21 protein-coding genes and 1 rRNA gene are annotated in these 25,689 nt (G+C 55.9%); 9 read left to right on the top strand and 13 right to left on the bottom strand.

What is annotated here, in order from left to right:
- Positions 1 to 611, bottom strand: a 16S ribosomal RNA gene (locus CGZ80_RS20780); the annotation flags it as partial.
- A gap of 539 nt (positions 612 to 1,150) precedes the next feature.
- On the opposite strand from CGZ80_RS20780, the gene CGZ80_RS20775 reads away from it, so the two are divergent.
- Positions 1,151 to 2,977 (top strand): ATPase with chaperone activity, encoded by a 1,827-nt coding sequence (locus tag CGZ80_RS20775; protein WP_233148557.1) that lies wholly within the window; start codon positions 1,151 to 1,153, stop codon positions 2,975 to 2,977.
- A gap of 88 nt (positions 2,978 to 3,065) precedes the next feature.
- On the opposite strand, the gene CGZ80_RS20770 is transcribed toward CGZ80_RS20775, so the two are convergent.
- The 4 genes from CGZ80_RS20770 to CGZ80_RS20755 form a co-directional block, all read right to left on the bottom strand.
- A complete protein-coding gene (locus CGZ80_RS20770; RefSeq protein ID WP_143544060.1) occupies positions 3,066 to 3,254 on the bottom strand; it encodes a hypothetical protein in 189 nt (62 codons plus the stop codon).
- A 31-nt stretch (positions 3,255 to 3,285) separates the two neighbouring features.
- Positions 3,286 to 4,557, bottom strand: coding sequence for a DUF1559 domain-containing protein (locus tag CGZ80_RS20765; protein ID WP_094417601.1), 1,272 nt, complete (start codon positions 4,555 to 4,557; stop codon positions 3,286 to 3,288).
- 378 nt (positions 4,558 to 4,935) lie between these two features.
- Positions 4,936 to 5,358, bottom strand: a complete 423-nt coding sequence (locus CGZ80_RS20760) for a PEGA domain-containing protein (RefSeq protein ID WP_233148556.1) — start codon at positions 5,356 to 5,358, stop codon at positions 4,936 to 4,938.
- Between the two features lie 72 nt (positions 5,359 to 5,430).
- Entirely contained in the window at positions 5,431 to 6,396 is a 966-nt protein-coding gene (locus CGZ80_RS20755) for a hypothetical protein (RefSeq protein WP_233148555.1), read from the bottom strand.
- Positions 6,397 to 6,469: 73 nt separating this feature from the next.
- Here CGZ80_RS20755 and CGZ80_RS20750 point away from each other — a divergent pair, with 73 nt between their 5' ends.
- The gene (locus tag CGZ80_RS20750) at positions 6,470 to 7,864 is read left to right on the top strand and encodes a DUF6666 family protein (protein ID WP_143544059.1); all 1,395 of its coding nucleotides are present in this window, start codon (positions 6,470 to 6,472) and stop codon (positions 7,862 to 7,864) included.
- A gap of 3 nt (positions 7,865 to 7,867) precedes the next feature.
- Here the strand turns inward: CGZ80_RS20750 and CGZ80_RS20745 are convergent, their stop codons facing one another.
- From CGZ80_RS20745 to CGZ80_RS20720, 6 genes are read right to left on the bottom strand one after another with little or no spacing between them, the layout of a single operon-like run.
- Positions 7,868 to 8,863, bottom strand: coding sequence for an AAA family ATPase (locus CGZ80_RS20745; RefSeq protein WP_094417608.1), 996 nt, complete (start codon positions 8,861 to 8,863; stop codon positions 7,868 to 7,870).
- Positions 8,864 to 8,889: 26 nt separating this feature from the next.
- Positions 8,890 to 10,356 (bottom strand): hypothetical protein, encoded by a 1,467-nt coding sequence (locus tag CGZ80_RS20740; RefSeq protein WP_094417599.1) that lies wholly within the window; start codon positions 10,354 to 10,356, stop codon positions 8,890 to 8,892.
- The gene (locus tag CGZ80_RS20735) at positions 10,353 to 11,204 is read right to left on the bottom strand and encodes a DUF4129 domain-containing protein (RefSeq protein ID WP_094417598.1); all 852 of its coding nucleotides are present in this window, start codon (positions 11,202 to 11,204) and stop codon (positions 10,353 to 10,355) included. Before CGZ80_RS20735 ends, CGZ80_RS20740 begins: the two co-directional genes overlap by 4 nt.
- Positions 11,204 to 12,172: a hypothetical protein gene (locus CGZ80_RS20730; RefSeq protein WP_094417597.1), complete on the bottom strand. Its 969-nt coding sequence runs from the start codon at positions 12,170 to 12,172 to the stop codon at positions 11,204 to 11,206. The genes CGZ80_RS20735 and CGZ80_RS20730 overlap by 1 nt, the downstream gene beginning before the upstream one ends.
- Positions 12,162 to 13,238: a stage II sporulation protein M gene (locus CGZ80_RS20725; protein WP_094417596.1), complete on the bottom strand. Its 1,077-nt coding sequence runs from the start codon at positions 13,236 to 13,238 to the stop codon at positions 12,162 to 12,164. The genes CGZ80_RS20730 and CGZ80_RS20725 overlap by 11 nt, the downstream gene beginning before the upstream one ends.
- The gene (locus CGZ80_RS20720; protein WP_094417595.1) at positions 13,235 to 14,224 is read right to left on the bottom strand and encodes an RDD family protein; all 990 of its coding nucleotides are present in this window, start codon (positions 14,222 to 14,224) and stop codon (positions 13,235 to 13,237) included. Before CGZ80_RS20720 ends, CGZ80_RS20725 begins: the two co-directional genes overlap by 4 nt.
- A gap of 140 nt (positions 14,225 to 14,364) precedes the next feature.
- On the opposite strand from CGZ80_RS20720, the gene CGZ80_RS20715 reads away from it, so the two are divergent.
- From CGZ80_RS20715 to CGZ80_RS20685, 7 genes are all read left to right on the top strand, one after another.
- Positions 14,365 to 15,909 (top strand): Nramp family divalent metal transporter, encoded by a 1,545-nt coding sequence (locus CGZ80_RS20715; protein WP_198953752.1) that lies wholly within the window; start codon positions 14,365 to 14,367, stop codon positions 15,907 to 15,909.
- 217 nt (positions 15,910 to 16,126) lie between these two features.
- Positions 16,127 to 16,930 (top strand): hypothetical protein, encoded by an 804-nt coding sequence (locus tag CGZ80_RS20710; RefSeq protein WP_094417594.1) that lies wholly within the window; start codon positions 16,127 to 16,129, stop codon positions 16,928 to 16,930.
- A gap of 48 nt (positions 16,931 to 16,978) precedes the next feature.
- On the top strand, positions 16,979 to 17,617 hold the full coding sequence (locus tag CGZ80_RS20705; protein WP_103296715.1) for a hypothetical protein: 639 nt from the start codon (positions 16,979 to 16,981) through the stop codon (positions 17,615 to 17,617).
- Positions 17,614 to 19,890, top strand: a complete 2,277-nt coding sequence (locus CGZ80_RS20700; RefSeq protein WP_233148554.1) for a serine/threonine-protein kinase — start codon at positions 17,614 to 17,616, stop codon at positions 19,888 to 19,890. The genes CGZ80_RS20705 and CGZ80_RS20700 overlap by 4 nt, the downstream gene beginning before the upstream one ends.
- The gene (locus tag CGZ80_RS20695) at positions 19,887 to 20,678 is read left to right on the top strand and encodes a hypothetical protein (RefSeq protein ID WP_094417592.1); all 792 of its coding nucleotides are present in this window, start codon (positions 19,887 to 19,889) and stop codon (positions 20,676 to 20,678) included. Before CGZ80_RS20700 ends, CGZ80_RS20695 begins: the two co-directional genes overlap by 4 nt.
- A 273-nt stretch (positions 20,679 to 20,951) precedes the next feature.
- Positions 20,952 to 21,566, top strand: a complete 615-nt coding sequence (locus CGZ80_RS20690) for a response regulator transcription factor (RefSeq protein WP_094417591.1) — start codon at positions 20,952 to 20,954, stop codon at positions 21,564 to 21,566.
- 114 nt (positions 21,567 to 21,680) lie between these two features.
- A complete protein-coding gene (locus tag CGZ80_RS20685; protein ID WP_094417590.1) occupies positions 21,681 to 23,063 on the top strand; it encodes a sulfatase in 1,383 nt (460 codons plus the stop codon).
- An 11-nt stretch (positions 23,064 to 23,074) separates the two neighbouring features.
- Here CGZ80_RS20685 and CGZ80_RS20680 read toward each other — a convergent pair whose 3' ends face one another.
- Together CGZ80_RS20680 and CGZ80_RS20675 are read right to left on the bottom strand one after the other, a co-directional pair.
- The gene (locus tag CGZ80_RS20680; protein ID WP_094417589.1) at positions 23,075 to 24,310 is read right to left on the bottom strand and encodes a DUF1501 domain-containing protein; all 1,236 of its coding nucleotides are present in this window, start codon (positions 24,308 to 24,310) and stop codon (positions 23,075 to 23,077) included.
- Complete coding sequence (locus CGZ80_RS20675; RefSeq protein WP_094417588.1) at positions 24,307 to 25,680, bottom strand: DUF1800 family protein; 1,374 nt, start codon at positions 25,678 to 25,680, stop codon at positions 24,307 to 24,309. The genes CGZ80_RS20680 and CGZ80_RS20675 overlap by 4 nt, the downstream gene beginning before the upstream one ends.
- Between the last annotated feature and the right edge of the window lie 9 nt (positions 25,681 to 25,689).

The following is a 25,689-nucleotide window of genomic DNA, read 5'->3' as shown; positions in this document are numbered from 1 at the left end:
TCCACGGTTGAGCCGTGGGCTTTCACATCTCACCTACTAGGCCGCCTACGCACGCTTTAAGCCCAGTGATACCGAATAACGTTTGGGCGGTTCGTCTTACCGCGGCTGCTGGCACGAACTTAGCCCGCCCTTCCTCTGAAGATCGGTCAGGGAGTGCTCTGCACACTCCTTTCCTCCCAACTGACAGCGGTTTACAACCCGAGGGCCTTCATCCCGCACGCGGCGTCGCTCGGTCAGACTTGCGTCCATTGCCGAAGATTCTCGACTGCAGCCACCCGTAGGTGTCTGGGCAGTGTCTCAGTCCCAGTGAGCCGGGCCATGCTCTCACACCCGGTAACCATCACGGCCTTGGTGAGCCATTACCTCACCAACAAGCTAATAGTAAGCGGTCCAATCCAGGGGCGGAATCTCACCTTTGATCCTTAGATATCATCCAGTATTACCGCCAGTTTCCCGACGCTATCCTGGACCCCTGGGCATGTAACCACTCGTTACTCTCCCTTTCGCCGCTGTCCGTGTTCAATGCAAGCACTAAACACTTCTCGCGCGACTTGCATGCCTAATCCACGCCGCCAACGTTCATTCTGAGCCAGGATCAAACCCTTCAATTTTGTATCGATTCACAACCAAAACCCGAAGGCTTCAGCTGGAGAAATCAAGTTTAAAACCGAGAGCTTTCGCTGGCGGGCCGGTCGGTTAGCCGGCCCACAATTCGCCATTGTTTTGATTGACCAGAGACAAGCTCTGATCGCTCAAAAGCGATCTCAATATCTGAACTCAACAGAAGTTTCACCACCAAATTGTCAATGATCGGTTGGAAAGTGTTCCGCGTTTGCGGCTGTCATTTCCAAGGAGGCGGAAATGTAGGGGCGGCCTCCCTGTCTCGCAAGTGCCTTCGAACACATTTTTCAAAATAACTTCTGACAGGCTCCCTTAGCGACTGTTTGCAGACTGGCTTCTCGAACGCATTTTGCCGTTAAAACGCGTGTTTCGAGCATTCTGAGGTTCAAAATGGGCAAATAAAGGAGGCATTGCCGTTGGCACGCTTCCTTCAAATTTCCCTGCTCACCCCTCGCCGATACCGTTGGATGGAGCAGCTGCTCTTTTTACTTCCCGTTCGCATCGCAACCTTTCGAAGGATCTCCAACGGATGTCCACTTCCAGTGACAACCCCGATGCTCAGCTCGACGCGCTGATCTCGCGAATCCATTCGCTGACCGGTGCCGCCAAACCACCTGAAAAGCAGCAGCCTCGACCAGCGGCGGCGACCCCAAACGCGCCAGCACCTCAACCGAATACGCCCGCGACCCCGGCGGCGCCCCTCGGTCCGGCTTCCCAAAGTCCGCCCGGTGGACCACGTCCGCCAAGCATGCCTGGTCGTCCGCCTCTTGCACCATCAGCACCTGTCCGCGCTGCGGTGCCAAGCCACCCCGGCGCACCACAAACCGCGGCGACGTCCGCGCAAAGTCCGCCACCAGCTCCGCGTCCCGCCGCATCCGGCCATGCAGCCACACCGGGTTCACCCACTGCGATGCCGTCGTCGGCCGGGCAATCTCAAGCCGCCGGCAATCCAAACCAGAACGCCCCCGGCAACACCAAATCGGCCGAGGCCCAACCTGCCAAAAGCGATGAAGCGCCGACCGGGGGCCCAAAACAATCGCTTGGTTCGACGATTGATATTCCGCCTGGTCCCCTCGGATTTAAGGGCTCACGAGACGAACCGTGGCGCCCGGTCGAACCGGAGACGCTTCATGCTGGCGGTATCAACGAATCGATCATGGAAGCGATCGTTTATCGCTACTTGCTGACTGCTGGCGAAAGCGAAGGACGTCGTGTTGCCGACCAAGTCAAGCTGCCATTTCGCCTGGTCGAACCGGTGTTGACGCGGCTAAAGATGGAGCAAAACATCGCGTACAAAAGCGCGACAGCGACAAACGATTACGTCTATGTGCTTACCGAAACCGGACGTCAAATCGCTCGCAATCACAGCGCGGACTGCACCTATTTCGGTGCCTGTCCGGTTCGCCTGTCGGACTACATCAAGAGCGTGAAGTACCAAACGATCGAGGGGCAATACCCCAAAAAAGCCGACCTCGTTCGCGCGTTCAGCGACCTATTGATCAACCCAAAGATGCTCAATCGACTCGGGCCTGCTGTCGCGAGTGGTCGCGGGATGTTCTTGTTCGGGTTTCCCGGAAATGGCAAAACGTCGATCGCAGAACGCGTCACGGGGGCCTTCGGGAAGTACATCTGGATTCCGCGAAGCGTTGATGTCGACGGTGACATCATGCGGGTGTTTGACCCGATGAACCACGAAATCGATATGCCACAGGAGTCAACAGGCTTGCTGGACATCGGTGGCTTTGACAAACGCTGGGTTCGCATCCGACGCCCCACCATCGTCGCCGGTGGTGAATTGACGATGGAAATGCTGGAGGTGTTGCACAACCCCGAAAGCAAGATCAGCGAGTCACCGCTGCAGATGAAGAGCAACTGTGGAACGCTGGTCATCGACGACTTTGGTCGACAAAAAATGCGCGTCGATGAACTACTCAACCGTTGGATTATCCCGCTCGAAAAACGCTATGACTTTTTGAACATGGCGAGCGGTAAAAAGATCCAAGTTCCGTTTGACCAGTTGGTCATCTTCAGCACGAACTTGGAACCGAAAGACCTCGTCGACGACGCTTTCTTGCGACGGATTCCCTACAAAATCGAAGTGGAAAACCCGCCAGAACAGGACTTCCGAAAGCTCTGTGAAATCATGTGCCGAGTCGTCAAAGTCCCGTACAACGCCGACGCGATCGACTATTTGGTGGAGACGCACTACAAGCCGGTCAATCGCCCGTTCCGCAACTGCCAACCACGTGACTTGTTGCTGCAAGTTCGGAACTACTGCCTCTACAATGACCTCGAAATCGAGCTCAAAAACGAGTACCTCGACTTTGCTTGCGACAACTACTTCTCGGTAATGTAAGCCGATCAAGTTCCTACCAAAGAAAAAGCTCAGTGACGGTCGCCGCCACTGAGCTTTTGTTGTTTATAGAGCAAGAAGAGCGTTTGCGCTATTCGGCGCGGTTCGCATCTGAATCGTCGGTCGCTTGCGATTCCGCTTCGACCATCTTCCTCATTTGCTCTAGCTGATCGTCGTTTTCGGGTTCAATGACCGTTGCTTCACCGCTGGAGCAGCCGGTCACGGTGAACACGCTACCGAAACACAGGGCACAAAGTGCCAATCGAAAAAATGACTTCATTGCATTTCCTTTGTTGATCGTCATTTGGTGGTTAATTGAAGTTCTCTTGGATCACTTCACTGTTTGCACGCGTACCGAGTGCACCCCACACGCCATAGGGACTGGGGCTTCCGATCGCTGTGTAGTTGGCTCCTGCACGCACCATCGGGGCGCGTGAGTTGCCCGCTTCGATCGAATCGGAGATGAACACGACCGCGCCGTCACCCATCAGGATGTGAACACCGCCTTGGTGGCGGCTGCTTGGTGGAAAGACACCGGGAACACTGGCAGCCGCTTGCGCGCCGCCCTGCTGGCAGATCTCGCGGTTGGGTGGCAGGATCGTCGTCATGCCGCTCCACATCGCACGTCCATCGGACCAGCGGAATCCGCGGAATCGACTTCCGCCGGCTGCTTGCAAGTTCGGCTGGGTGCAGTTGGCACCGTTGCTGCACCAGAACTTGGGACGTTCTGGATCGATTTCGTTATTGTCGTAGCACAGGCTTGGGTTAGCGTGCAGCTGGTTGTTGCCGTGGTTAAACGAGCCTTCACCGATGATCGAGCGGTCGCCGATCGCGGTGACAATTTCGCCGGCCATGATGGTGTTCGAAAGGCCGTCCAGTACGTCACGGAAACGTGTCGCGTCACGGGTGACAAACATCCCGCGATGCTCGGTTTTGACGATCACGGCCCAGGTGACTTCTTGGTTGCCGGTGAATTGCAGGTCGGCATCCCAACGCCCGACGTCTTGACGACGGATCGAATCGCCCATGCACGCCGCATAGTTCGTTCGACCTTGTGCTGGCAAACCGAGGCCCGGGTCACTCGGGCAACGCAACATCGGCAGCTCCGTCATCCATGGTGGATAGAACAGTTGCCATGGCACTGGCCCCATCGGGTTCCACTTGTTTGGCTGCTGCAAGTCTGGAAGGCCAACGACTTTGATGCTGGGATTGCTGATCTGATCCCAGAGGCCTTGCTGCTCCATGTACGGAGTCAGGCCGACCAACCATCCGAGGAAGCCGTGGTTGGTGCCACCACCTTGGTCCGGCGTACCAGTGGTCCTGGGGTCTGCCGCAGGTGTTCCGGCTGGAGGGCGAGAACCGCCGCACTGAGTAGGCAGCTGCTTGTACGCAGAATGATAGTTGTGGGCTGCCAACCCAATCTGCTTGAAGTTGTTACTGCAGGACATCCGACGGGCCGCCTCACGAGCCGCTTGAACAGCGGGGAGTAACAGGCCGACAAGGATCCCAATAATCGCGATCACAACTAGAAGTTCAACGAGCGTGAATCCAGCTCGCCGATGTCTGAACACAACGTGATTCATATAACACCGATTCAAAGAGAAGCGAAAAGTACCATGCTGGTACCGGTAAAAAATGGGCCCCCGAATTATAGCCGAGCAATGGCCTGTGCGAATGCGAACACTGGCACCTAAAGCAAGTACTTGACGCATTAGACAACGATGCTCAAGCCCCTGGAAAAGAAGCTCACCGCTAGATTGCTGTTAACCGGCGTATCCTTCCAATACCGACTCTCAGCGGCAAGACAGTGGTTCGCCTGTTTGGCGCAAAACCGATGCCCGCGCACCAAGTACTAACCTGGTAAAGCTAGCGACAACTCCGACACTCGTCGCTTCCCAGAATGTGACATGAAAGGCCAATTGCTATCGCGTCGCAGGTTAACCCTGAAGGACTATAGACGACTACTGCCGAAGGCCACTGACGATTCCGCTTTGCGACTGTTGGCGAAGATTGCCAGCTCGCGAAAGGATCTCTTCGTCCGATGGTTGGACGTGGGGCGTCAATGTGACATCGATAATCCGTTCATCGCGTATCTCTCCCGGCCAAAGCGTCTCGGCAAAGAAGTCGATCCCGGGCCACTGGTACCACGGCGGATTAAATCGCCGCTTGATCGTTTCGGTACGGTAGCCGTCCGCTTCGATTCGGATTTCACGTGTCCCATAGAACGTATAGGACGTTGCCGCGGGAGACGAACCAATGACTTGGTTGTCAACGGAAACCATCGCACCAGGCGGGTTGGTACGCACCGTCATTCGACGACGAACACAACCAGTGCTGAGCAACAGCACCGTGAAACCGCAAATGATGTGAAACTGTTTCCGCAAGGCCTTGGTCCACCATAGAGATTGATGATGGCCACCGTACTACCAATTGCGGCAAGAGTCCTGCCAGGGCAATTACAGTGTTGGCTCAACCGATTTGGTTTTGCGATCAAAGCGAAAGACTTGCTTGCTCCGCGGATCGGAGACGTAGAGATAGCTTTCGTCCGCAGTCAATCCGACAGGACCTTGCAGCGGTTCGCCTTCGAACCACTTTTCGGTTTTGCCGTCGGCTGTGAAACGCCAAATGGATTTCCCGTAGCCATCAGTCACAAAGCCTTCGTCGCCCGCCCAAACCAGACCGTTTGGAAATTGGTAGGGCCGATCACCGACGACGGTTTCGGCTTTGTTGTTTGCGACATCAATCTTCACCACGGCATCGGCGTCGGGAGTGATCGCCCACAACATACCGTCGGCATCAAACGACAGTCCCCGCGCGTTGACTCGGGCAACCAGTTCAGGTTTTCCGCCGCTGATCGGCAATCGAAAAACCGCACGACGTTCCGCATCACCGACATAGATCTGTTCGCCCGCAGCGTCGACCGCGAGAGCCATCGGGATACCTAAGTAGCCGCCATTGAGCGCGACGAGTTTCACGCCGGGCTCTTTCGCGTAATAAATCTCGCGAGTTGCCGAATCGCCGATCAACACACCGCCTTGCGGATGCGGAACGACACACCATGGGCGATTCATCGGTTTGCGGAGCAACTTTGTGCCCGGCGTATAGAGTTCTTTCTTTTCGCCTTGTTGGACCCAAATGCCGGGCAGGTCGAGGTCAACGATAAAACGCTGGTCACCGTTGACGGCCACCGCGCGGGGATACGTCACGCTGGCAGATGCGGCGTCGATCGGGGATGGCACTTCAACGTCTTTTGCCTGGATCGCTGGCTTTTCGCCGCTAGCCTCCGTTTCGGCCGCTTCTTGAGCCGACGCGGGCTGGACACCAACCGCGAGATGGCTGATCGCCAGCAAGAGCGTCAATGCAAACGCGTATGTGACGGTCGGGAAAGTGGTAACGGTTGCGCAAAGTTTTCTAATGGTCACGATTCTGAATGCCGAAAGTAACACCGTAAATGTAAATCAATTGCCGTCCCTCCCTGCGGAAAGATTCCAGAACATGATAACGTCAACGATCCCAGTTTCGCCGGGACAAGCCGATCAAAATTGTTCATCGACCTGGAAAAACGCTTCTTCAAAGACGGTCGTGTTCTTCTTGGGCGTCCTATTATGGCACTCCTTTGGCCTCACGACCGAAGCTCAACAGCCGGTCGCTCGTCTCGCCGAAGACGTCTTTCGCCAAGACCGTATCGATGTTTCGCATGCATCACCTGTCTCCCGAGGGGGTGCAAGGGCGGTGCGTCCTGCGGTCAAATCGCAGATTCGGCAAGTCAGCCACCACGAAACGATCATCACATCGGACGAATTCGCTCCCGGCCAAATTGTTTCATCGAGCCCCATTTTCGAATCGACCTGCGGCTGTGAATCGGTCTGCGATTGTGCCGTTGGCGATGTCCGTGGGCCGTCGTGCGGCCTCGAACCTGGCTGTGGAATCGAAACCTGGACAGAACCTGGCTGCGGTGCCGAAGGCTGTTTCGATGGCGGATGTGACGGATGCTGCGATAGCTACACGCCAGGCTGCGGCTGCAACACCTGTGCTGGCGGGCCCCGTGGATTCCTTGACGGAATGTTTCCCCGCTTGTCGGTCCCTTGGAACCGAATGGAGTTCTTTGCCGGTGCGGCCGGATTCACCGGACCGATGAACTACGCCACTGTCGGGTCGGGCGATCAGCGCGGGAGCGGCAGTTTCGGATTCTACGAAGGGTTCAACAAAGGCATTCCGCTTGGCTTTTTCGGAACTGACTTGTCGTATCAGTCGGGTGTCCGATTTTTGCAAGCCAACTTGTCCGGGGCCGATTTCACTGACGAATCACGCAAACAGATATTCCTGACCAACGGCTTGTTCCGCCGAGTCGACTGGGGCCTGCAGTATGGCGTCGTACTCGATTACCTGTACGAAGATTGGTACTTCCGCGGAAACCTGATTCAACTTCGTGGTGAGCTTTCGTGGAAGACACAGCGTTGCGACGTCTTCGGATTCAAATTCGCAACCGGTGTCAAAGACGACGATGGGCTGACCAGCGTGACGAATGCTGGTGGGACGACCATCAGCAATCAAGTCAGCTTTGATTCGGTCAACCAATACCGTTTCTTCTATCGCCAGATGCTGTCGGAATTCGGATCACTCGAAGGAGCACTGGGATGGACTGACGACGAAGACTTTATCGTTAATCTTGACCTGGCATTGCCCGTACACCGCAACGTGACCTGGGATACCTCGGCGACCTACTACATCCCGGACGATCAGGCCGCCGATGCAGACTACATGCAGGAAGGCTGGAATCTGGCATTCGGGTTCACGATCCGTCCGGGTGCGTCAAAAGGCGGACGCTGGTACTCGCGACCACTGATGAACGTCGCGGACAACGGTACGATGATCGTCAACCGACGCTAGAGATCAGTCACGCGGGACTTCGATCCCGCGGATCATCGCTTGCAGCTCTTCGTCGACATCGCGGCCTTCGATTTCCGCCTCGGCGGTCAGTTGGACGCGGTGCCGCAGTGCCGGAATAGCGACCTCGACAACATCATCGGGGATCGCATAGTCACGCCCACTGAACCCGGCCAGCGTTCGCGCACACTGCATCAGCGCCAAACCGGCACGTGGCGAGGCTCCCAGATGGAACGCTGGCCAGGACCGCGTCCCGCGGACAATCTTGTTGATGTAATCGACGAGCGATTCTTCCACATTGACCGTCCCACACAACTTGATGCAGTTCATCACGGATTCCGGATCGGTGATCGTTTTGATCTCGTTTTCCAGTCGTTCGTTTAAACTGACCTGTTGGCTGTGCAGTTTCAGGATCTCGGCTTCCTGTGCTTCGGTCGGATAATCGACTTTCAGCTTGAACATGAATCGGTCCAGCTGAGCTTCGGGCAGGTTGTAGGTCCCTTCGCTCTCCAGCGGGTTTTGAGTGGCCATCACCAAGAACGGTTGTGGGACCCCATGGCTCGTCCCGTCGATGGTGACACGGTATTCCTGCATGATTTCCAGCAAGGCAGCGTGTGTCTTTGCCGGCGAACGGTTGATTTCGTCAGCCAGCAGCAACTGCGTGAACACCGGACCTGGGCGAAAGCGAAACTCGCTCTTTTGCATGTCAAACACCGGCGCACCGGTGATATCCGAAGGCATCAGGTCAGCAGTGAACTGAATCCGTCCGAAGTCACATCCAAGGACGCGACCGAGTGTTCGCACGAACAAAGTTTTGCCGAGCCCTGGCACCGACTCGATCAAGACGTGCCCACCGGAAAACAACGCAGTCAGCGTGCCCAGGACTAACTCCTCTTGGCCGACGTACAGCTTGGCGACCTCATCGGAGATCGACGTAAACAGTTTTTCGACCGGCGCGAATCGTTCGCTCTTTTCACGTAGCGATGGCGTGTTCGTCGCGATTGGCGGGTCGCCTTGCGGTTCGTCTGTCAACGTTGTTCCTCAGTGCTGTGGGACTCGGTGTGGTTGACGAGGGAATCTGCACTCGCAGTCTCGCCAACAGGATTTATTTTCGCCGGGGCAGCTTCACTCGCAACCGGTAGAACCTCGGCCGTCGATTTCTGCTCGGGTTCCTCAAGGACCCAGCGGCCATGGGTTTCACCACGAACCTGCCGCATGTAGTCACTGATACGTTCGCGAGCAAACCGTTCGCCGCCGCGTCGCCAAAGCAGCGTCGCGACCGCATCAAGGTGATCGCCGAAATGCGTTAATGTTCCACTGTCAACTTGCTTGGGTCGACCAAAGATCGGCAACAGGACCAGGCACACGATCAACCCAATCACCGCCGCATGAACAGTCACCATGCTGAGCGGAAACTCGGTCAACATTTCGGCGCCGGTGGCACGCGGAATCTCTCCTACCTCGGCACTGATCGGCAACTGATCGCTGGCGGTGATAAACCCCACTGCCAAATCATCTCCGTCTGGCGTCAACTTGGTTTCGTCGTCGACCAAATGGGCATCTGATGCGGTCTGCCAAGTGCTTTCGATCAACGAGTCCGCGAGGGCACGGTTCTCGGGATGGACGAGACCAAAGTTTGTCAACAGTGACCCGCCAGCGACAACGATGATCTGTGAATCGTTCCATGTCTCCGAAGTGACGCGAGCGACCAGAGTTTCGCCGCCGGACGTTTCCAACAAAGACTCGAACTCATGCGACTCCGTCTTTCCTGAATGCTGTGTCGGTTGAACGGACGGAGTGATCGCCGGATTGATCGCTCCGGTGGCGGAAGGAGGCGATATTGCCGGGCTGCCCTGCGCCACTTGGCTGGGCGCGATCACCCATTCGAAATCTTGCGGCTCGTCGCCAATCAATCGAGCGGTATCGCTCCATGCGGTATCAGACGACGCATCTTGCCCCACAGTGACAGTTGCCCGTTGAACCTTTGGCGTCGCGACAAACCATTGGCCAAAATCGACGCTGACGCGTTGCACCTGTTGCTGATGGTTTGAGATCAGGCTTTCCCCGAGCTTGCGGCGATACTCAATCCGTTGCGAAGGATCCGCTTTTGAACTCGCTTGACGAAAGTATTCGGATTCTGAACCGCTGTCGGGCACGACATAGATCAACGTCCGTCCGCCCTGTTCCAGCCATCGATCGATCCATTGCCCTGTATTGAAATCGATCAACGTGATTTCCATTGGCGTCCAGACAAACGCAGCGATTTTGCGGGTCCGCTGTGTCAAACGGTTGACATCACGCGTCGAAAAATCGGCTTTCTCGAACGCATCATGAAAGGTTGTTAATCCGTTGACACTGCGTCTTGCAAAGTAGCCTTTTGTTCCGCCGTACTGGGTGCTGAGCGAGCTCCCACAGCCGCTACTCAAGATCGCGACACAAACGGTTAACCAACACCAACCGTCTCTCCACCAATCGAATTGAATTCGCGGATTCAATGGGGAGCTCCATGTGTGAGTGCGAGATGTTCCATTTCGCGGTTCTGTTCCCACAACCTGGCAAAAACGTCGTTGCCGATTTCATGACGACCGAAATACGAATGCTCAAACGCATCAGCCGTCTGTCGCAACCAAGCGGCACAGGACGCGTCATGCGAATGCGTCTCGCGGACGTACTTGCCGTTTGTTTTTCCGCGTGCAAGCCGCAGCAAACCGTATTTGTCCAGCAACAACAACTGGTGTCCGAGCAGCAAGATGATCGCTTTGTCGTATTCCTCGGCCTGCATCAAACGTTCGCACTCACTCCGCAAATTAACGTCTGTGCGACGAAGCTCCGGCGGCAAATGCTTCATTCGCTCTAACGTTTGCTGATCGGGAAGCTTCCCGTGGGCGGCCCCTCCGCTTTCCGATTCCGCGCTGGCCAACTTCACTTCCGCGCGGCCAATCGCGTAAACGATTAATCCGACGATCACGATCACCATCGAAACCAAGAACAGCCAACCGAACAGATTTGACAGTGTGAAGCCAGACCCAAACAGCGTTGACGCGTTGCCTGTCGTCGGATTGGCGTTGGCTTTGCTTTTTGCTTGAATCGCAGGTGCCTTTGGCAACCAACGGCTCTCACGATTGACCGAATCATCTCTTCGCGGAACGACCGTGATCGGAATTAACTGATTCTGATCCGCATCGTACCAAGGTGTTGCGGAAAGCGATTCGCCCACCGGCGATCGAGCCGCGGGCGATAAATTGAGCGACGGATTACCGGAAGCGTCTTGTGCGCTGGCTGCCGCTGGCGCCAATGCAATCCAAAGGCCGAGCAAACACCGAAGGCGGCTGAACTCGAACATTACACGCCTCCTCGATTGCCGCTCACCGGGAGAGCTGGCGCGACAGAGCCGCTCACGATTTCGACCTCTTCGCCGAACTGCCGGATCGCTTCGGCACGCACAGCGAGCTCAACGTCCCAGCCTTCTAACCGGATTCTTGTATCCAAATAAGCGATCATACGCACGACGACACTCAACCCGCCGACGGTCCAAAGTGCGACCGGATACAAACCGAGCAGCGTCACCAATCCAAAATTCCAGTAGCCCGTCGCGATCCCTCGAAACCAAACCAAACTATAAAACAGTCCAGCAAAAAGGATGCACAGCGTTGCCGCGGTGATCACCCATCGGCTGCCAACGTCGCTTCCGGAAGGACGATGCAATGCCTTTGCCCGCTTTCTTAATGTCATTTCGTTTGAGTTTTTGCTTCGCTCGGGGCACCGCTCCAACAAAATCATCTCGGGCAAAAACGGTCGATTGGCACGTATCACAATCGCGACGAACAAAATTGCCAGCGGGACCGTCACATCGTAGGTCGTGTTCCAAGGTTGAAACAGTCTGATGCCGGCGATGATCATGGCCGGGATCGCCAAGCGGCGGAACCCCAACAGGCGTATCCAGCGTCCGAACATCTGCCGGGCGCTACTGGCGGCACTTTTCCAACTCGGCTTCGATTCGAATACCGCTTGCCCCAAGTAAATCGTTGTCACCACACCGGCGGCAGGCGTTTGCAAAAACACCAATAGCGCCATCCAAATCAAATAGCGGACGATCTGCCATCGGGCTTCCGGATCGTCCATCCCGTATTGGTATTCGGTAATCGGGATCCAATACAGCAACAACGCGTTCGCGATCGCCCAAGGCGCCGCCCCCATCACGAACCCTTTCAGTAACAGTGTCGGATAACGATGCAGCAAAACGAGCGCAAGGTCACCGATTTCTGAAAGCGTGCGTACGCGAATCGCGACATGTGTTTGGTCAAGTTGCACCGGCGGACCTCCCCGCTTCGGTTTCGCGTGATTGGACTAAATCCGAATAACGCGCCGTCCGAACCAACGACCGGTCGGTACTCCCCTGACGTGGGAACCCCAAAACGACAAAGTACAACGTGATCAAACTGCTCGATGTGATCGACCACGCCACTTTCACGAGATACGGTGCACTACTCGGCGATAGGAAGCCCTCGGTGAACGCGGCAAGTACGAACATCGCCGCGCTTGCGGCCATCACCGGAACCGCGTCGCGACCGGCCTGACGCATCGAATCGACACGTGATAGCCCATGAGTTTGAAATAGCCCCAGTCCCAACCGCATCCCGCCAGCGGCTGACAATGCGATCGCTGTCAGTTCGAAAGGTCCATGCGCGGTGACGAATTCGAAGAAGTGGTCGGCGCCATCAATCCCATCGCGGGACATGTATCCGAAAGTCGCCCCGAGTACCACGGCGTTATAAGCGAGCGTGTACAAACAGGGGACCAGCAAAATCCCCCAAGCAAAGCACTGCAGCCCGATGCCGGTGTTGTGGCTGATGTAGAACGCTGCTCGCGCTGAATACTCTTGCGGTGCGACGTTTAGCGGTTCCAAAAACGATGCTTCCGTCTTTTTCAGCATTTCGCTGCCACAAACGTTTTCCGCGAACAAGGGAAACTGGTCTTCGGCAGCTCCCATGATCATCGCCATCGCAAACAATCCGAAAAACACGATCGTCGCCACCCGGACACAACCGTCGTTGAAAATTCGTTGGGGCGCTTCCTCAAACAAGATGCGGAACCAACCGACCGGCGACGCGGATTGCGTTCGATAGAGTTGATTGTGCGCGCGAGCGACCAAGCGGTGCAGGTACGTGACCGTATTGGGAGGCAACTGATACGCATCGGCCAGCGCTAAATCCGCACATGCCGCTCGGTACAACGAAGCAAACCGTGTGATGCCTCTCGCCCCACGATGTTTAGCGCCAAGCGAATCGGTTCGTCCACGGAGCTCCATCGCCTCGCAAAGCTGCTCCAGCTCAGACCAATCGGTCCTCCGCTTTTCCAATAGCTTGGCAACATTCATTCTTTCGCTTCACTCACTGTCTCGACCGTTGCAGCCGGATCCGTCACCACCGGAACCGATTGAGCCATTTCACGGATCGTTTCGTCGGCCAACCCGCCAACCTTGTCCGCGTCTTTGGCAAGTGGACTGTATCCCGAAAGCGGCCCGAGGTCAGGTGACTCGGTCGCAGAATCAGCCAAGAAGGTTTTGTAGTAAAGCGAGTAGAGCAGCAAATCGGGGTCGATATCTTTGCGGAATTCGAAACGCTCGATCAACGGATCGGTAAGCTTGCGTGCAACCTCGCGACGACGTGGCGGTGTCATGAAGTGCCGACGTTCGGCATAGGTTGCCAAGGTACGTGCCATCTTGCGCGTAATCAGATAGTCACCCGGAATGAACGATGCGAGCGCGGGGACACGCGCGTCGTCGACTTTTGCCACGGGCAATTGCCACTTGCGTTCGTCAACGATCACCATTGTCCCGGCTGCCAAGTCGCCCATCCGCTGCATTCGCTGTGTCATCATCATGGTGACCAGTCCTACGATTCCGGATGGGATCACAAGCTGTGGCGGCAATTCCGGATCGAACATGCTAAGCGATGCGGCTGGCGCCAGATCGGCGACACGCAACAAATTCCGAAGCAGTGCGCTGCGCGGTGTGATCGGGCGTCCGTCGACCTGGATCACACGAATTCCGCACATCCATTTTCCGATCGTCCGCCCGTTGAAATACGCTTCAAAGATCGTTCCGTAAAACCAATTGATGGCGAAGATCCCGATCATAAAGAACGCTTGGCTGAGCGGTCCTGAAAAACTCGACAGGAACGACATCAGCCCGCCCGCGATCGCCAGCGCCAACCAAACCGCGATCACGACGAACCAGCGGACCGCGAAGTCAATCAGATAGGCGGGCAGACGTCGAAACGGCCCGGCCAATTGATATTCAAAGGCAATGTTTTCCGGTGTGATTACACCGATCGTTGTATCGAGCGGGGCCGCGGCAGCCATGCAATCCTAGTGAATGAGTCTCGAAGGTGCGTCCCAATTATCGTCCGATCGCACCGGGTCACGCAAGCGCCGGCTATTCGCCCGTTTAAAGCGCCAACCTCACACCATTAACGGCGGACAAAGTGCTAAACTCTTCCGCCATGAACAAACCGATTGAACCTCCCCATCAAATCACTCGCATCTTAGCCTCGGTTGGCCCAGGGCTGATCGTCGCCGGGTCCATTGTCGGCAGTGGTGAATTAATCGCGACCACCAAAACGGGTGCCGAAGCCGGTTTCAGCCTCCTTTGGTTGATCCTGCTCGGATGCCTGATCAAGGTCTTTGCACAAATCGAATTTGGCCGATACGCCATCATCAGTGGCAAGACGACGCTGATTGCTCTGGACGAAGTTCCCGGTCCCCGTGTTCGCGGGCGCGGCAATTGGCTGGTGTGGTATTGGTTGGTGATGTGGCTGGCCAGCATTTCGCAACTTGGCGGCATCGTCGGCGGTGTTGGGCAAGCACTCGCGATCACCGCGCCGTTAACTGACCAAGGCAAAGCGTACAACGAAGCGGCCGACGCCCAGCAATTGGCTACCTTCGAAGAATTTCGATCGCTGCGTCAGTCGGTCGAAAGGGAGCAACCCTCCGCCGAGGCGCAAGCACAAACCGAAAAATCGATCGCCGAAGCCTGGGCCCGGTACGACGATGCGTACCCGCCAACGGATACCGCGCATGCCGAGACCAACGATGCGGCGATTTGGGCAGTGATCATCGCCGTCATCACCAGCGTGATTTTGGTGGTCGGTCGATACGGTCTGATCCAGTCATTCAGCACCGCCTTGGTCGCATCCTTTACGGTGCTGGTGGTCGTCAATGTCTACTGGCTGCAAAGCGAAGCCGAGTTCGCGTTCAGTGCCCAAGAATTTCTGTCAGGACTTAAATTCCATCTGCCGAGTCGCATGGAAGGCATCAACCCGATCGCCACCGCATTGGCCACGTTTGGGATCATCGGCGTCGGTGCGGCAGAGCTAATCACTTATCCGTATTGGTGTTTAGAAAAAGGCTATGGCAGATTTACTGGGGACAACGATGGGTCACCAGAATGGAAACGCCGTGCGGCTGGCTGGATGCGTGTAATGCAAGTCGACGCCTGGGGAGCGATGGTGATCTACACCTTCGCGACAATGGCGTTCTTTCTGATGGGCGCCTCCGTACTGCACCGGATCGGTTTGAATCCAGAGAAAGGCGAGATGGTGCGGACGCTTGCCGTGATGTTTCAACCGGTGTTCTCGGATTGGGCAGCGGTGATCTTTTTGTTTGGGGCGATCGCGGTGCTGTATTCAACATTCTTTGTCGCCAACGCGTCCCATGCCCGGACATTCGCCGATTGCATGCGGGTGATCGGACTGGTCGACCACAGCGAAGAAACGTACCAACGCTGGGTGAGAATCTTAAGCGGTGTGTTTCCACTGCTTTGCGTGGTGATTTTCTTGAAGTTCCAATCCCCAGCAAAACTGGTCCTGATCAGTGGGATCACCCAAGGCGTGATGCTGCCGATGCTCGGCGGAGCGGCACTGTATTTCCGCTACCAACGCTGCATTGAAGAGCTCAAGCCAGGCAAGTTCTGGGACCTTTGCTTGTGGCTGTCCGCGATTGCGATGCTGATCACCGGTACATGGACCGTGATCAGTGTGATCAGCTAGACGGCGAAAAAGCCTGCGGACTCCCCAAAGAAACTGCCCGAACCACCCAACCTGAAACGGACTTCACGCAACGTGAGGGGGTAACAGCGGCTATCCCGGGCTTTAAAAAAATTCTTCCGACCGCCCCAAGACTTGGTTGTTCGAGCCGAACAGGAGGGTGAAGCGAGCCACAACACCTTCGGCTCTTCTCCTCCGACCACCTTTGGGGAACCAATCCATGTTGAAAAAAGCCCTCATCACCGGCGGCGCCGTCGCCCTGTTGTCCAGCTTGGCGGTGGGGATTCCACTGTCCAGCTATACAAAATGCGGCGTCAATTACCTGAAAGAAACCGCCAGTGATTCCGTTCCGTTGGAATGGAAGATCAAGCAAGCACGTCAGATGATTTCGGATCTGAAACCCGAGATCACGAAAAACGCCAAGCGAATTGCGTCTGAGAAAATTGAAGTCGTTCGCTTGCAAAAGGAATTCGAGACCACCGAAACGCAGCTCACCAAAGCTCAGTCGGACATCGAGCGACTGACCGACGACCTGAAGGGCGGCGACGAACATTTCGTCTATGCAGGTCGCAGCTACTCGTCGGACCAAGTCAAAGAGGACTTGAAAAACCGCTTCAAGCGTTTCAAGACCCGTCGCGCGACGGCTGAAAAGCTGCAGCAAATGTTGGGAGCTCGCGAATCGTCGCTGGCTTCAGCTGAAGCTCGCATGGAAGAGATGCTCAATGCCAAGCGTCAACTGGAGGTGGAGATCGAGAACCTGCAAGCCCGCTTGGGCGCCCTGCGTGTTGCCGAGACCGCCAGTGACTTGAATCTGGACGACAGCCATCTTTCTCAGACACGTCGACTGCTGGACGAAATTGCCACAGATATTGACGTGAAAGAGGAAACCATGCGTGTCGACGTCGAGTACTTCAGTGGAATCGATCTCGATGAACCGAGCGACGAAAACTTGCTCGACGACATCGCGGCCTACTTCGATGGCAAGCAGCCTGCATCGGAATTGGTTTCGATCCAAGTCGACTGATCGCTGTTCACCGCTGTCTCTTTACAACGTCTCGTGACGATGAATTCGATGATTCGCCCCACCCAATCTTCACCGCAAACCGACGCCTGGCGATTGTGGATCGATCGCTGCGGCGGTTACGCCCTGTTCGCCGGTGACCGGCTGACGATTGGCGGCGTGCGTCAGAATGGCGAGACAGCAGACGTAACCGTGCAAGCCGATTGGCGACGCAATGAAGGAACGTTGATTCGCCACGGCGGCGATTACTTTTGGTCGCCGTCGGTTTCTGACGGCAACAATTCTGGGCCCCGGTCAATGGCCCCGCCCAAACGCCAATTGCTTGTCGATGGCAGCCGTTTTCCGATTTCGGGTTCGGCGACCATGTTGCTTCGCAAGCCATCGGTCCTGTCAGCCTCCGCGGTTTTGGAATTGCAGCCTCCGCATCGATTTGACGGGCATGTCGATCACATCTTGATCGCCGCACAAACCCTGTTGATTGGCCCGACCGAAGCCAACCACATTCGCTGCTCGGGCATGGACGTGTCAGCGGTCCTCGTGATTCGAGACGGCAGGTGGAAGGCAAAGCTGAATCGGAGCAGCAACACATCGCGATTCCTCGCGTCGGAAACGGCGCGTGAGTTTGTGGACCTGATTCCTGGCCAGCGTCAATCGCTGGGACCTTTGGACATGATGTTGGAAGAAGTATGAACTCACTCGCACCTGAAAAGCGTCCCGAATCCCAATCAGCGGACCGTGCGGACTCACCAATGTCCAAACGCGGGAAATGTTGCTTTGGCAAAATGAACTTCGTCGACGCGTTTTGGGGTTCGCTGAAGCCGCGCAAACAGAAATTGCATCAAATCGGATCTGAAAAGTCTTCGCGCATTCAGCGTGACGCGGGCCCGATCAACGATAAAATGGAACTCGCTGAAACTTCGCTCGGCTGTGTGCCTTCGGCGCATGCCGGCTCGTCAACGAATTCCCGGCCCATGTCGTTCACCTATCCACCCGGCTCACAACCTTTGCCACCGTACACGATACGGCGTGGTGTCGGTGTTGGCGGGTTCGGCGAAGTGTACTTTGCGGTCAGCGAAGCCGGAAAAGAGGTCGCACTCAAGCGAATCCAGCGCAATCTGGACGTCGAAATCCGCGGTGTATCGCAGTGCCTTAATCTGAAGCACCCAAACTTGGTCTCGCTGTTTGACATCTGTCGCGATGCCGACAGCGGTTCGTGGGTGGTGATGGAATACGTCGCCGGACAAAACCTCCGTGACGTGCTGGATCTCTATCCGACCGGATTAACAGAGACCGACGCCCGACGTTGGTTTGCCGGAATTGCCGCCGGCGTCTCGCATCTGCACAGTGCCGGACTCGTCCACCGGGACTTAAAACCCGGCAACGTGTTCGATGATTTGGGGATCGTCAAAGTCGGCGATTATGGACTGAGTAAATACATCAGCGCGTCCCAGCGTGGTGGTCACACCGAAAGCGTCGGCACGTTCCACTACATGGCCCCGGAAATTGGACGCGGGCAATACGGACGCGAGATCGATATCTATGCGTTGGGAATCATCCTTTACGAATTGCTGACCGGACGAGTTCCCTTTGACGGCGATAGCTGTCATGAGATCATCGTCAAACACATGACCGCGCTGCCGGACTTGAGCGCCATCGCGTCGCCGTATCGTGAAGTCATCGGTGCGGCGCTCGACAAAGACCCCACCAAGCGTCCTTCCACCGTGGCGGATATGATCGCGCCACTCGGGTTGGACTCTTCTGATGCCGTTGCGATCGCAGCACTCCAGTCCCCAGTTTTGAAACCCACACCTCGTGGTCGCAAACTTCACGAGCCTGTCGCGAGCTTTCCAACACAAAAATCACCCGCCCCGCAAATTGGCGCACCAGCCGTCGCTGGGCCATATTCCTCGCCAACCGAAGAACCGCTGCTACGCGCGATCCGCAAATCAACCAGCGACCTTGGGTTGTGGTGGCAATCACTCGAACAGTCACCCCGATCTCGGTTTTGGATCGGCGCGGTGGTCGCGTTCGTGCTGTTCCTAAACACCAGTTGGTTGCTGCCTGTGTTGTCGGTGTTGGCAGCGATTTATGTGCCGTACTACATCATCCGGCAAATGGTGCTGCACACGAACGAACAGCCCAGCTATGCGCGAGCACACCAATTGGCATCTCGCCAATCGTCGAAACCGAAACGTGCGAAGTCAAAAACCGAATGGAAAAACGAAGTTCGTAATACGCTTCGGGCAAAACACAACTTGGTCCGCTTGGCAGAATTGAATACGTCTTGGCTGGCATCTTCGTTGACCGTGCTTGCGATGGCCGTCATCGCGGGAGTCATCGGGCTTCGCAGTGGGGATGTCACGGCGATCGAGCTTGCCCCGTTCTTTTGGATGGCACTTGTCGTCCTGGTCGGGGCGCAAGGCATTCTTGGTCTTGGAAAACTTTGGGAACGCAACGAAGGCGAAAGTTTGCCTCGACGCTTGGTCTTGGCCGGTGTCGGTGCGATGGTTGGACTATGGGCCTTTGCACTGACAGAGTACTTCCTGTTGCCCGCGATTCCCGCATACAGCGAATTTCTGAAAAGCGATCTCCCACAAGCCCTTTATCACAACGATGGAACCATTCGTGCATCCGGCATGATGGCACACTTCGCGTTGCTGTTCGGTGGCATTCGTTGGTGGAAATCAGTTGACCCGCTTCGCCGCACACGACTGAGCCTTTGGAGCGTCGCCGTCGTCTGCGTCGCCGCTTGGGGCGCTCACCAGATCCTGCCTATTCCCCAGCCGATCGGTTTGCTGGTCGCCGGCGGCTTGGCAATCGCCACGCAAATGTCAGCCCCTTGGATCAACCCGCGTTCCTATGAATCGGAGATCGAGCGGTTCTCGCACCTCCGTCATCGGCGACGATCACCGAATGCCACTTCTCCCGATCACGAAACCTTGGCGATGGAGGTTCAATCATGAAACACCTACTGCCATCCTTGACCGCTTTTGCCGTGGTCGCATTTGTCGCAACCGTCGGCTATGCCGAAACGATCACCGACCAAGATGCCGAAACCGAAGTGGCTTCAGTCGTGGTCGAAGCGGCCGTGGTCGAAGCATCCGATCCTGAATCGAATCTCGAAACGGTCGAGCCCACCGACAAAGTCGAAGCCGCAGGCAATTCGGGAACTGAATCCGAAGCTCTCGAGAACGAATCAGCCTCTGACGAGTCCCCAACAGATCCGCCACAACCGGACAACGACTCGGCCGAACCTTCCCAAGGATCGGCGAACCTCTCGGTCGCGCCGCTAACTCATATCACTTATCCCGACGATTGGCCAAGCTGGGCCGACGCCGAACGAAACATCGAAGGGAGCAATCACACGTGGCCAGTGACCACGGGTGGGTGCAAGACGATCGAGGCCTGCGAAGACAAGCTGATGGCGCTGCTGCGGGCCAACATCGCCTTGTACATCAAGGAATGTTACGATTGGAATTGCGATGAGTGCTATCTAAGCGACCAAGCGATTCGCGAAATACTGGTCGCGCGGCGATACGAAGGCACCATCACCAAAGGCGACGAAGAACTGAAAGAAATCGCCGTCGAGCTGCGGTTTGATCCCGAGGCACAGGCGTTGATCCAACGCGCCGTACAAAACGACCAGCTAGACGGCCGGTTGCGCGCAAGTGGTGGATTATTCGCGATCACGATCATCGGGCTGTTCTGCAGCGGCGGTATCCTGGGTGTGATCAGTCGCCGATTTTCATAGCGGCCAATCGTCACACGATCAATGTTCAGTGGTTGGGGGCAAGGCTCTGCAATCGCGGCTCGCTCGAACATTCCTGCGTTTTCCAGTGATCGCTGCAGGTCGCATTTCGGTAAATCAACCGGACGTAGCCTTGCCGTGGGATAGGCGTGCTTGAACTGTGACCTACAATGGAAACGTGGAGCCCGCTCGCTGTCACAGCGGACGCAGCTGGCAAACTGGTAGCTGGTGCGGCCCCATGGGCGAACAACGCTTAGCATTACCAATCACAGAAACATGACAGACGATTCCGCCCCGGTTTACACCGCTGCCGATCTTGGCGCCGACAGCGTTCTACTAGTCGATGACACCGTGATACTGCGGGACCGACTTGCAATGGCGCTTCGTCAACGGGGATTCTTGGTCCAAACCGCCGGCACTTACGACGAAGCTGTCGAAGTGTTTCATCACTCCCCGACAGACTTGGCGGTGCTCGATTTGCGGATGCCTGGCAAGTCAGGACTGGACCTACTACGCAAACTTTTGCAGATGAATCCGAATACGCGGATCATCATGCTCAGCGGATTCGGCAGCATCCCCGCGTCGATCGATGCGGTGCGTGCGGGTGCAGTGAACTTCCTCAGCAAGCCCGCCGATGCCGATGACATCCTAGCCGCTTTCGCACGTGGTGACTGCCCGACAGTTCCGACTGGCGAAGTCAGCTTCCCCGCCCCGTCGCTTGCACGAAACGAGTGGGAGCACATTCATCGAGTTTTATCGGACTGCGGTGGCAACATCAGCGAAGCGGCACGTCGATTGGGCATCCACCGGCGGTCCCTGCAACGCAAGCTCCGTAAACGGGCCCCAGAAGATCCGGCGAGCCCAGAAGTGATCGAAAACGAGCAACCGTAAACCGGATTGACTTCAACATCACGTTGCCGCCTTTGGTTGATCGCGCATCGGAATTGAAACGCGGTGGGTATAATCTCGAGCGAACTCGATTTTGCTACCCAACAATAGCCGCCGATGCGTTTTCTCACTTCTGCCGCCTTGCTGTTCCTCTCCGTTTGCACCGCCGTTGCAAACGAACGTCCCAACATTGTCGTTTATCTGGCCGACGATTTGTCTCAGCGAGACATCTCGGTCTATGACGAACATGGAATCAAAACCCCAGCCTTAGAAGCACTCGCTTCGGAAGGCATGACGTTCAATCAAGCGTTCGTTGCCAGCCCATCTTGTGCGCCAAGTCGGGCCGCGCTTTTGACAGGGCTGATGCCAGCCCGCAACGGTGCCGAGGAAAACCATTCAACACCAAGTGCTGACGTTGATCGCCTGCCCTTCGTCCTGAAGGACCTTGGTTATCAAGTCGCGTCGTTCGGCAAAATCGCCCACTCCAATCGCGCTAAATCGTTCGGCTTTGAAGTCGTCGAGAATGCCAAGGAGATGCCCAAGCTACTGCAGAACGTAACGCGCTTTCTGAACAACCGAAAGGATGACCGGCCATTGGCCCTGTTTGTCGGGATTGGCAATCCGCACGTACCTTGGCCAAATCATTCCAGCTTTGATCCCGCTGGTGTGTACTTGCCACCGATGCTGATCGATACGCCGCGGACGCGAGTTCAGCGTTCACGATACTTGCAAGAGGTTAAACAGCTCGACGAAGTTCTAGCAAGCCTGCGGACACTGACACAGAAACATCTTCAAGGCGATCCAATCTACGTGTTCTCCAGCGACCACGGCGCACAGTTCCCGCTCGGCAAATGGACGTTGTACGAAGAAGGGATTCGTGTGCCATTGATCGTCTCATGGCCAGGACACATTCAAGCCAACACACGTACGGACGCGATGGTCAGCTGGGTGGACATGTTGCCGACCTTAATCGAGTTGGCTGGCGGCGAGGTACCGACCGGACTTGACGGTGCCAGCTTTGCCGATGTGCTCAGTGGAAAAGCAAAAACGCATCGCGCACTGATCTTCACCACACACAGCGGCGACCGACAAATGAACGTGTATCCCGTTCGTTCGGTACGCGACGGTCGGTTCAAGTACATTCGCAACCTGCATCCCGAGTTTGCCTTCACGACACACATCGATCTGCTTCATCGAGCGAACTCGAGCGACTACATTCTCGAATGGCAAGAACTCGCAAAGACAGATGCGACGGCTGCCGACGCAATGAATCGGTACCATGCTCGGCCTGCCGAGGAACTTTACGATCTGGAATCGGATCCCTATGAACGCAACAACCTGATCGACGAAACGGCACATGCCGCCAACCGTCAGCAATTGTCGGATGCACTCGATGCGTGGTTAAAGGATCAAGGCGACGAGATGACAGTCTTTCATCAGCCCTACATGCTAGACGAACCAGAGACCTGGGTTCCCCGTTCAGGAAACAGTCCCGAATAAGGCACGCGTTCTCAGCCAACGTCCAAGAACGGAAGCATGGGAAACGATCCGTCCAGGATGGAATCGCTTGAGCACTCAAGCCACTGCTGCAAAACGGTGGCATAGACCGACCGAAAATCGGTGTGGTGCTTTAAGTCACCTTCTTCGAGGTCGGTCAAACTTGGATAGTCGCCGACCTCGCCAGCACGTACTCGACCGCCAGCGAAAAACACGGGCGCGGCAGTCCCATGATCCGTTCCATCGCTCGCGTTCTCAGCCACTCGCCGGCCAAACTCGCTAAAGCACATCACCAAGACCCGGTCACCGTTGCCTTGTCCGCTGATGTCAGCCACAAAGGCGTTCACGGCATCTCCAACTTCGCGAAGCAACGCAGTATGCGCATCGGGTTGATTGGCATGTGTATCGAATCCGTCAATACGAACGTAGTAGACTCTTGTTTCAAGATCCGAAGCGATCAACTGCGAGACCGTTTGCAGTTTCTGACCAAGGTTGCTTTTCGGATACGTGGATTGGCTTGGCTTTTGTTTTCGTGTCTGCTCCATACGCTCGCTGGTCATGATCGCCGACGAAGTGCTGCTTTGGATAAAGCCAAGCAACTCGTTTTCGTCAGACGTCGTTTCAGCACTCAGTTCACGAATCGTCTCGGAGAGGTCTACACTTCCATTCTTTCGCAGTTGGAATTGCTGCAAAGATTGGATCGATGGCACACGCAGTTCGCGTGACATCAGCGCGAACGGTTGTTGTTCAGATCCCAAATGAATCGCTGGCGGATCGTTGCTTTCCCGTCTTGACGCTTGCAATGCCCGCCCAATCCAACCGTCGGGTCGAGGCTCGTCCTTGCGATGGCAAGTGTGCCATATATCCATCGACTCGAAGTGCGATCGGTTCGGATCTGGATAGCCGATGCCATGCAATATCGAAAGCTTCCCCTGTTCAAGCAATGACGCAAACCCGGTAAGTGCCGGATGGAAACCACGATCATCATTGATCGCCAAGCAGCTCGATTTCTCGATTCGCAGATTTGGCCGAGCCTTGCGGTAAGCATCATCATTGAACGGAACGACGGTATTCAATCCGTCATTGCCACCGGCCATCTCGACGACGACCAGAATCTTGCCATCCGATTTTGAATTCCTCGCTCCAAGACACAGCGTTCTCGGACAGGCGACCACTTGATCCAGCGAAAGTGCCGCGACACTAGCGGCCGATGAGTGGAGGACACGACGTCGGCTGATTTTCTTTGTCATGACAACTGAAACTCCGGCAGCGAGCACAGTAGGTGAATTGCATCTTCAAAACCGTTGGCACTTCGATCAAGCGAATTCAAACGGATCGATTCGATTTGGTTGCGAACAGAATCGTTTAGCGGTACGGCAAATAAGATCGGCTGAACAAACGCGAGCAAATCATCGATGGTCGCAACGCCCCGATCGTCCAAGTATTCCCGAAGTGATTGCTTTCCAAATCTGGTTTTGGGATGGTCGACGAGTCGTCGAACAAAATTCGATCGTCCGAGTAGCGTTGACGAATTGATCCACGCCCGACCTCCGTCCCAACCTTTGACGCTGGGCGGATGGTACAACCCTTGACCCAAATCAGAAATCGCTTCGGCAACCATGTAAGTGTCAGTGGTGCCTTCGAGTGACCGAAGTAAATCGATCGCAAACTCGACCGGCGAACGAACTTTTCTGGCTCGCGCAGACTCCGAGAAAAACAGGTTGCTTCCCAAAATCCGTTTCACCGTCGGTGCGATCTGAAGGTCATCTGCTTGCATGCGGTCAGCAAGTGGTTGCAACAATTCAGGCGTGCACTTCAAATCGTCGGCAACGAAAAATCGCACCAGCTTTTCACACAGAAACATTGGTGCGGATGACTGCTCACTGACGATCCGCACGGCATCTTCACCGCCGAACGATCCACTTTTTCCGAGAACCGTTTTCTTTCCAGTGTCATGCTGAAATCGGTTGAATCGGAAACGTTTGCGTTTGATCTCCCAACCGGTAAAACAGCGAGCCAACTCGCGGATATCGGTTTCACTGTAGTTGCCTTCGCCAAGTGAAAACAACTCCATGATTTCGCGAGCATAGTTCTCGTTCGGGTGTGACTTCCGGTTGGTCACCGAATCCAAGTAAATCAGCATTGCCGGATCACGGGAGATTTCCAACAACAGCACATGAAAGTCGCCGAGAGCATGCTGGCGGAGCAATTCGTTTTGCTGCAGCATCAACTCCGCATCATCGACCTTCGTCGCGCTTGTGGCGAAATGGCCGTGCCAGAACAATGTCATCTTTTCGAGCAACGGATGCGGTGTCGTCAGCATCCGATAAACCCATCCGGCAGCAAGTTGCTTGTTGCTGCCACTGGCGAGCGCCGCACGCGTGAGTGTTCGTATCTCGTCCAAGTAATCTTGAGACGTGTTCTCGACGTCCGTGAGTCCGTCGAGGGTCGATTCGAATCCTGATTTGACGGCCTGTTCCAATTGCTGCGCGGTCGGTGCAAATCCGCCACGACGGAGCAGATGCGACGCGAGCGAATGACCCCATGGCTGATCGTCGGTGGGTGTAAAGCGTTCCCACGCCCAATCTGGATCAATCGTGAAAGCGGTTCCGACAGCCATTGGGTTCAC

Origin of the sequence: Rhodopirellula sp. MGV (assembly GCF_002251265.1) — a bacterium.
Taxonomy (GTDB): Bacteria; Planctomycetota; Planctomycetia; order Pirellulales; family Pirellulaceae; genus Stieleria; species Stieleria baltica_A.
The sequence above is the reverse complement of the archived record's forward strand: the minus strand, read 5'-3'. Positions and strand labels throughout refer to the sequence as shown.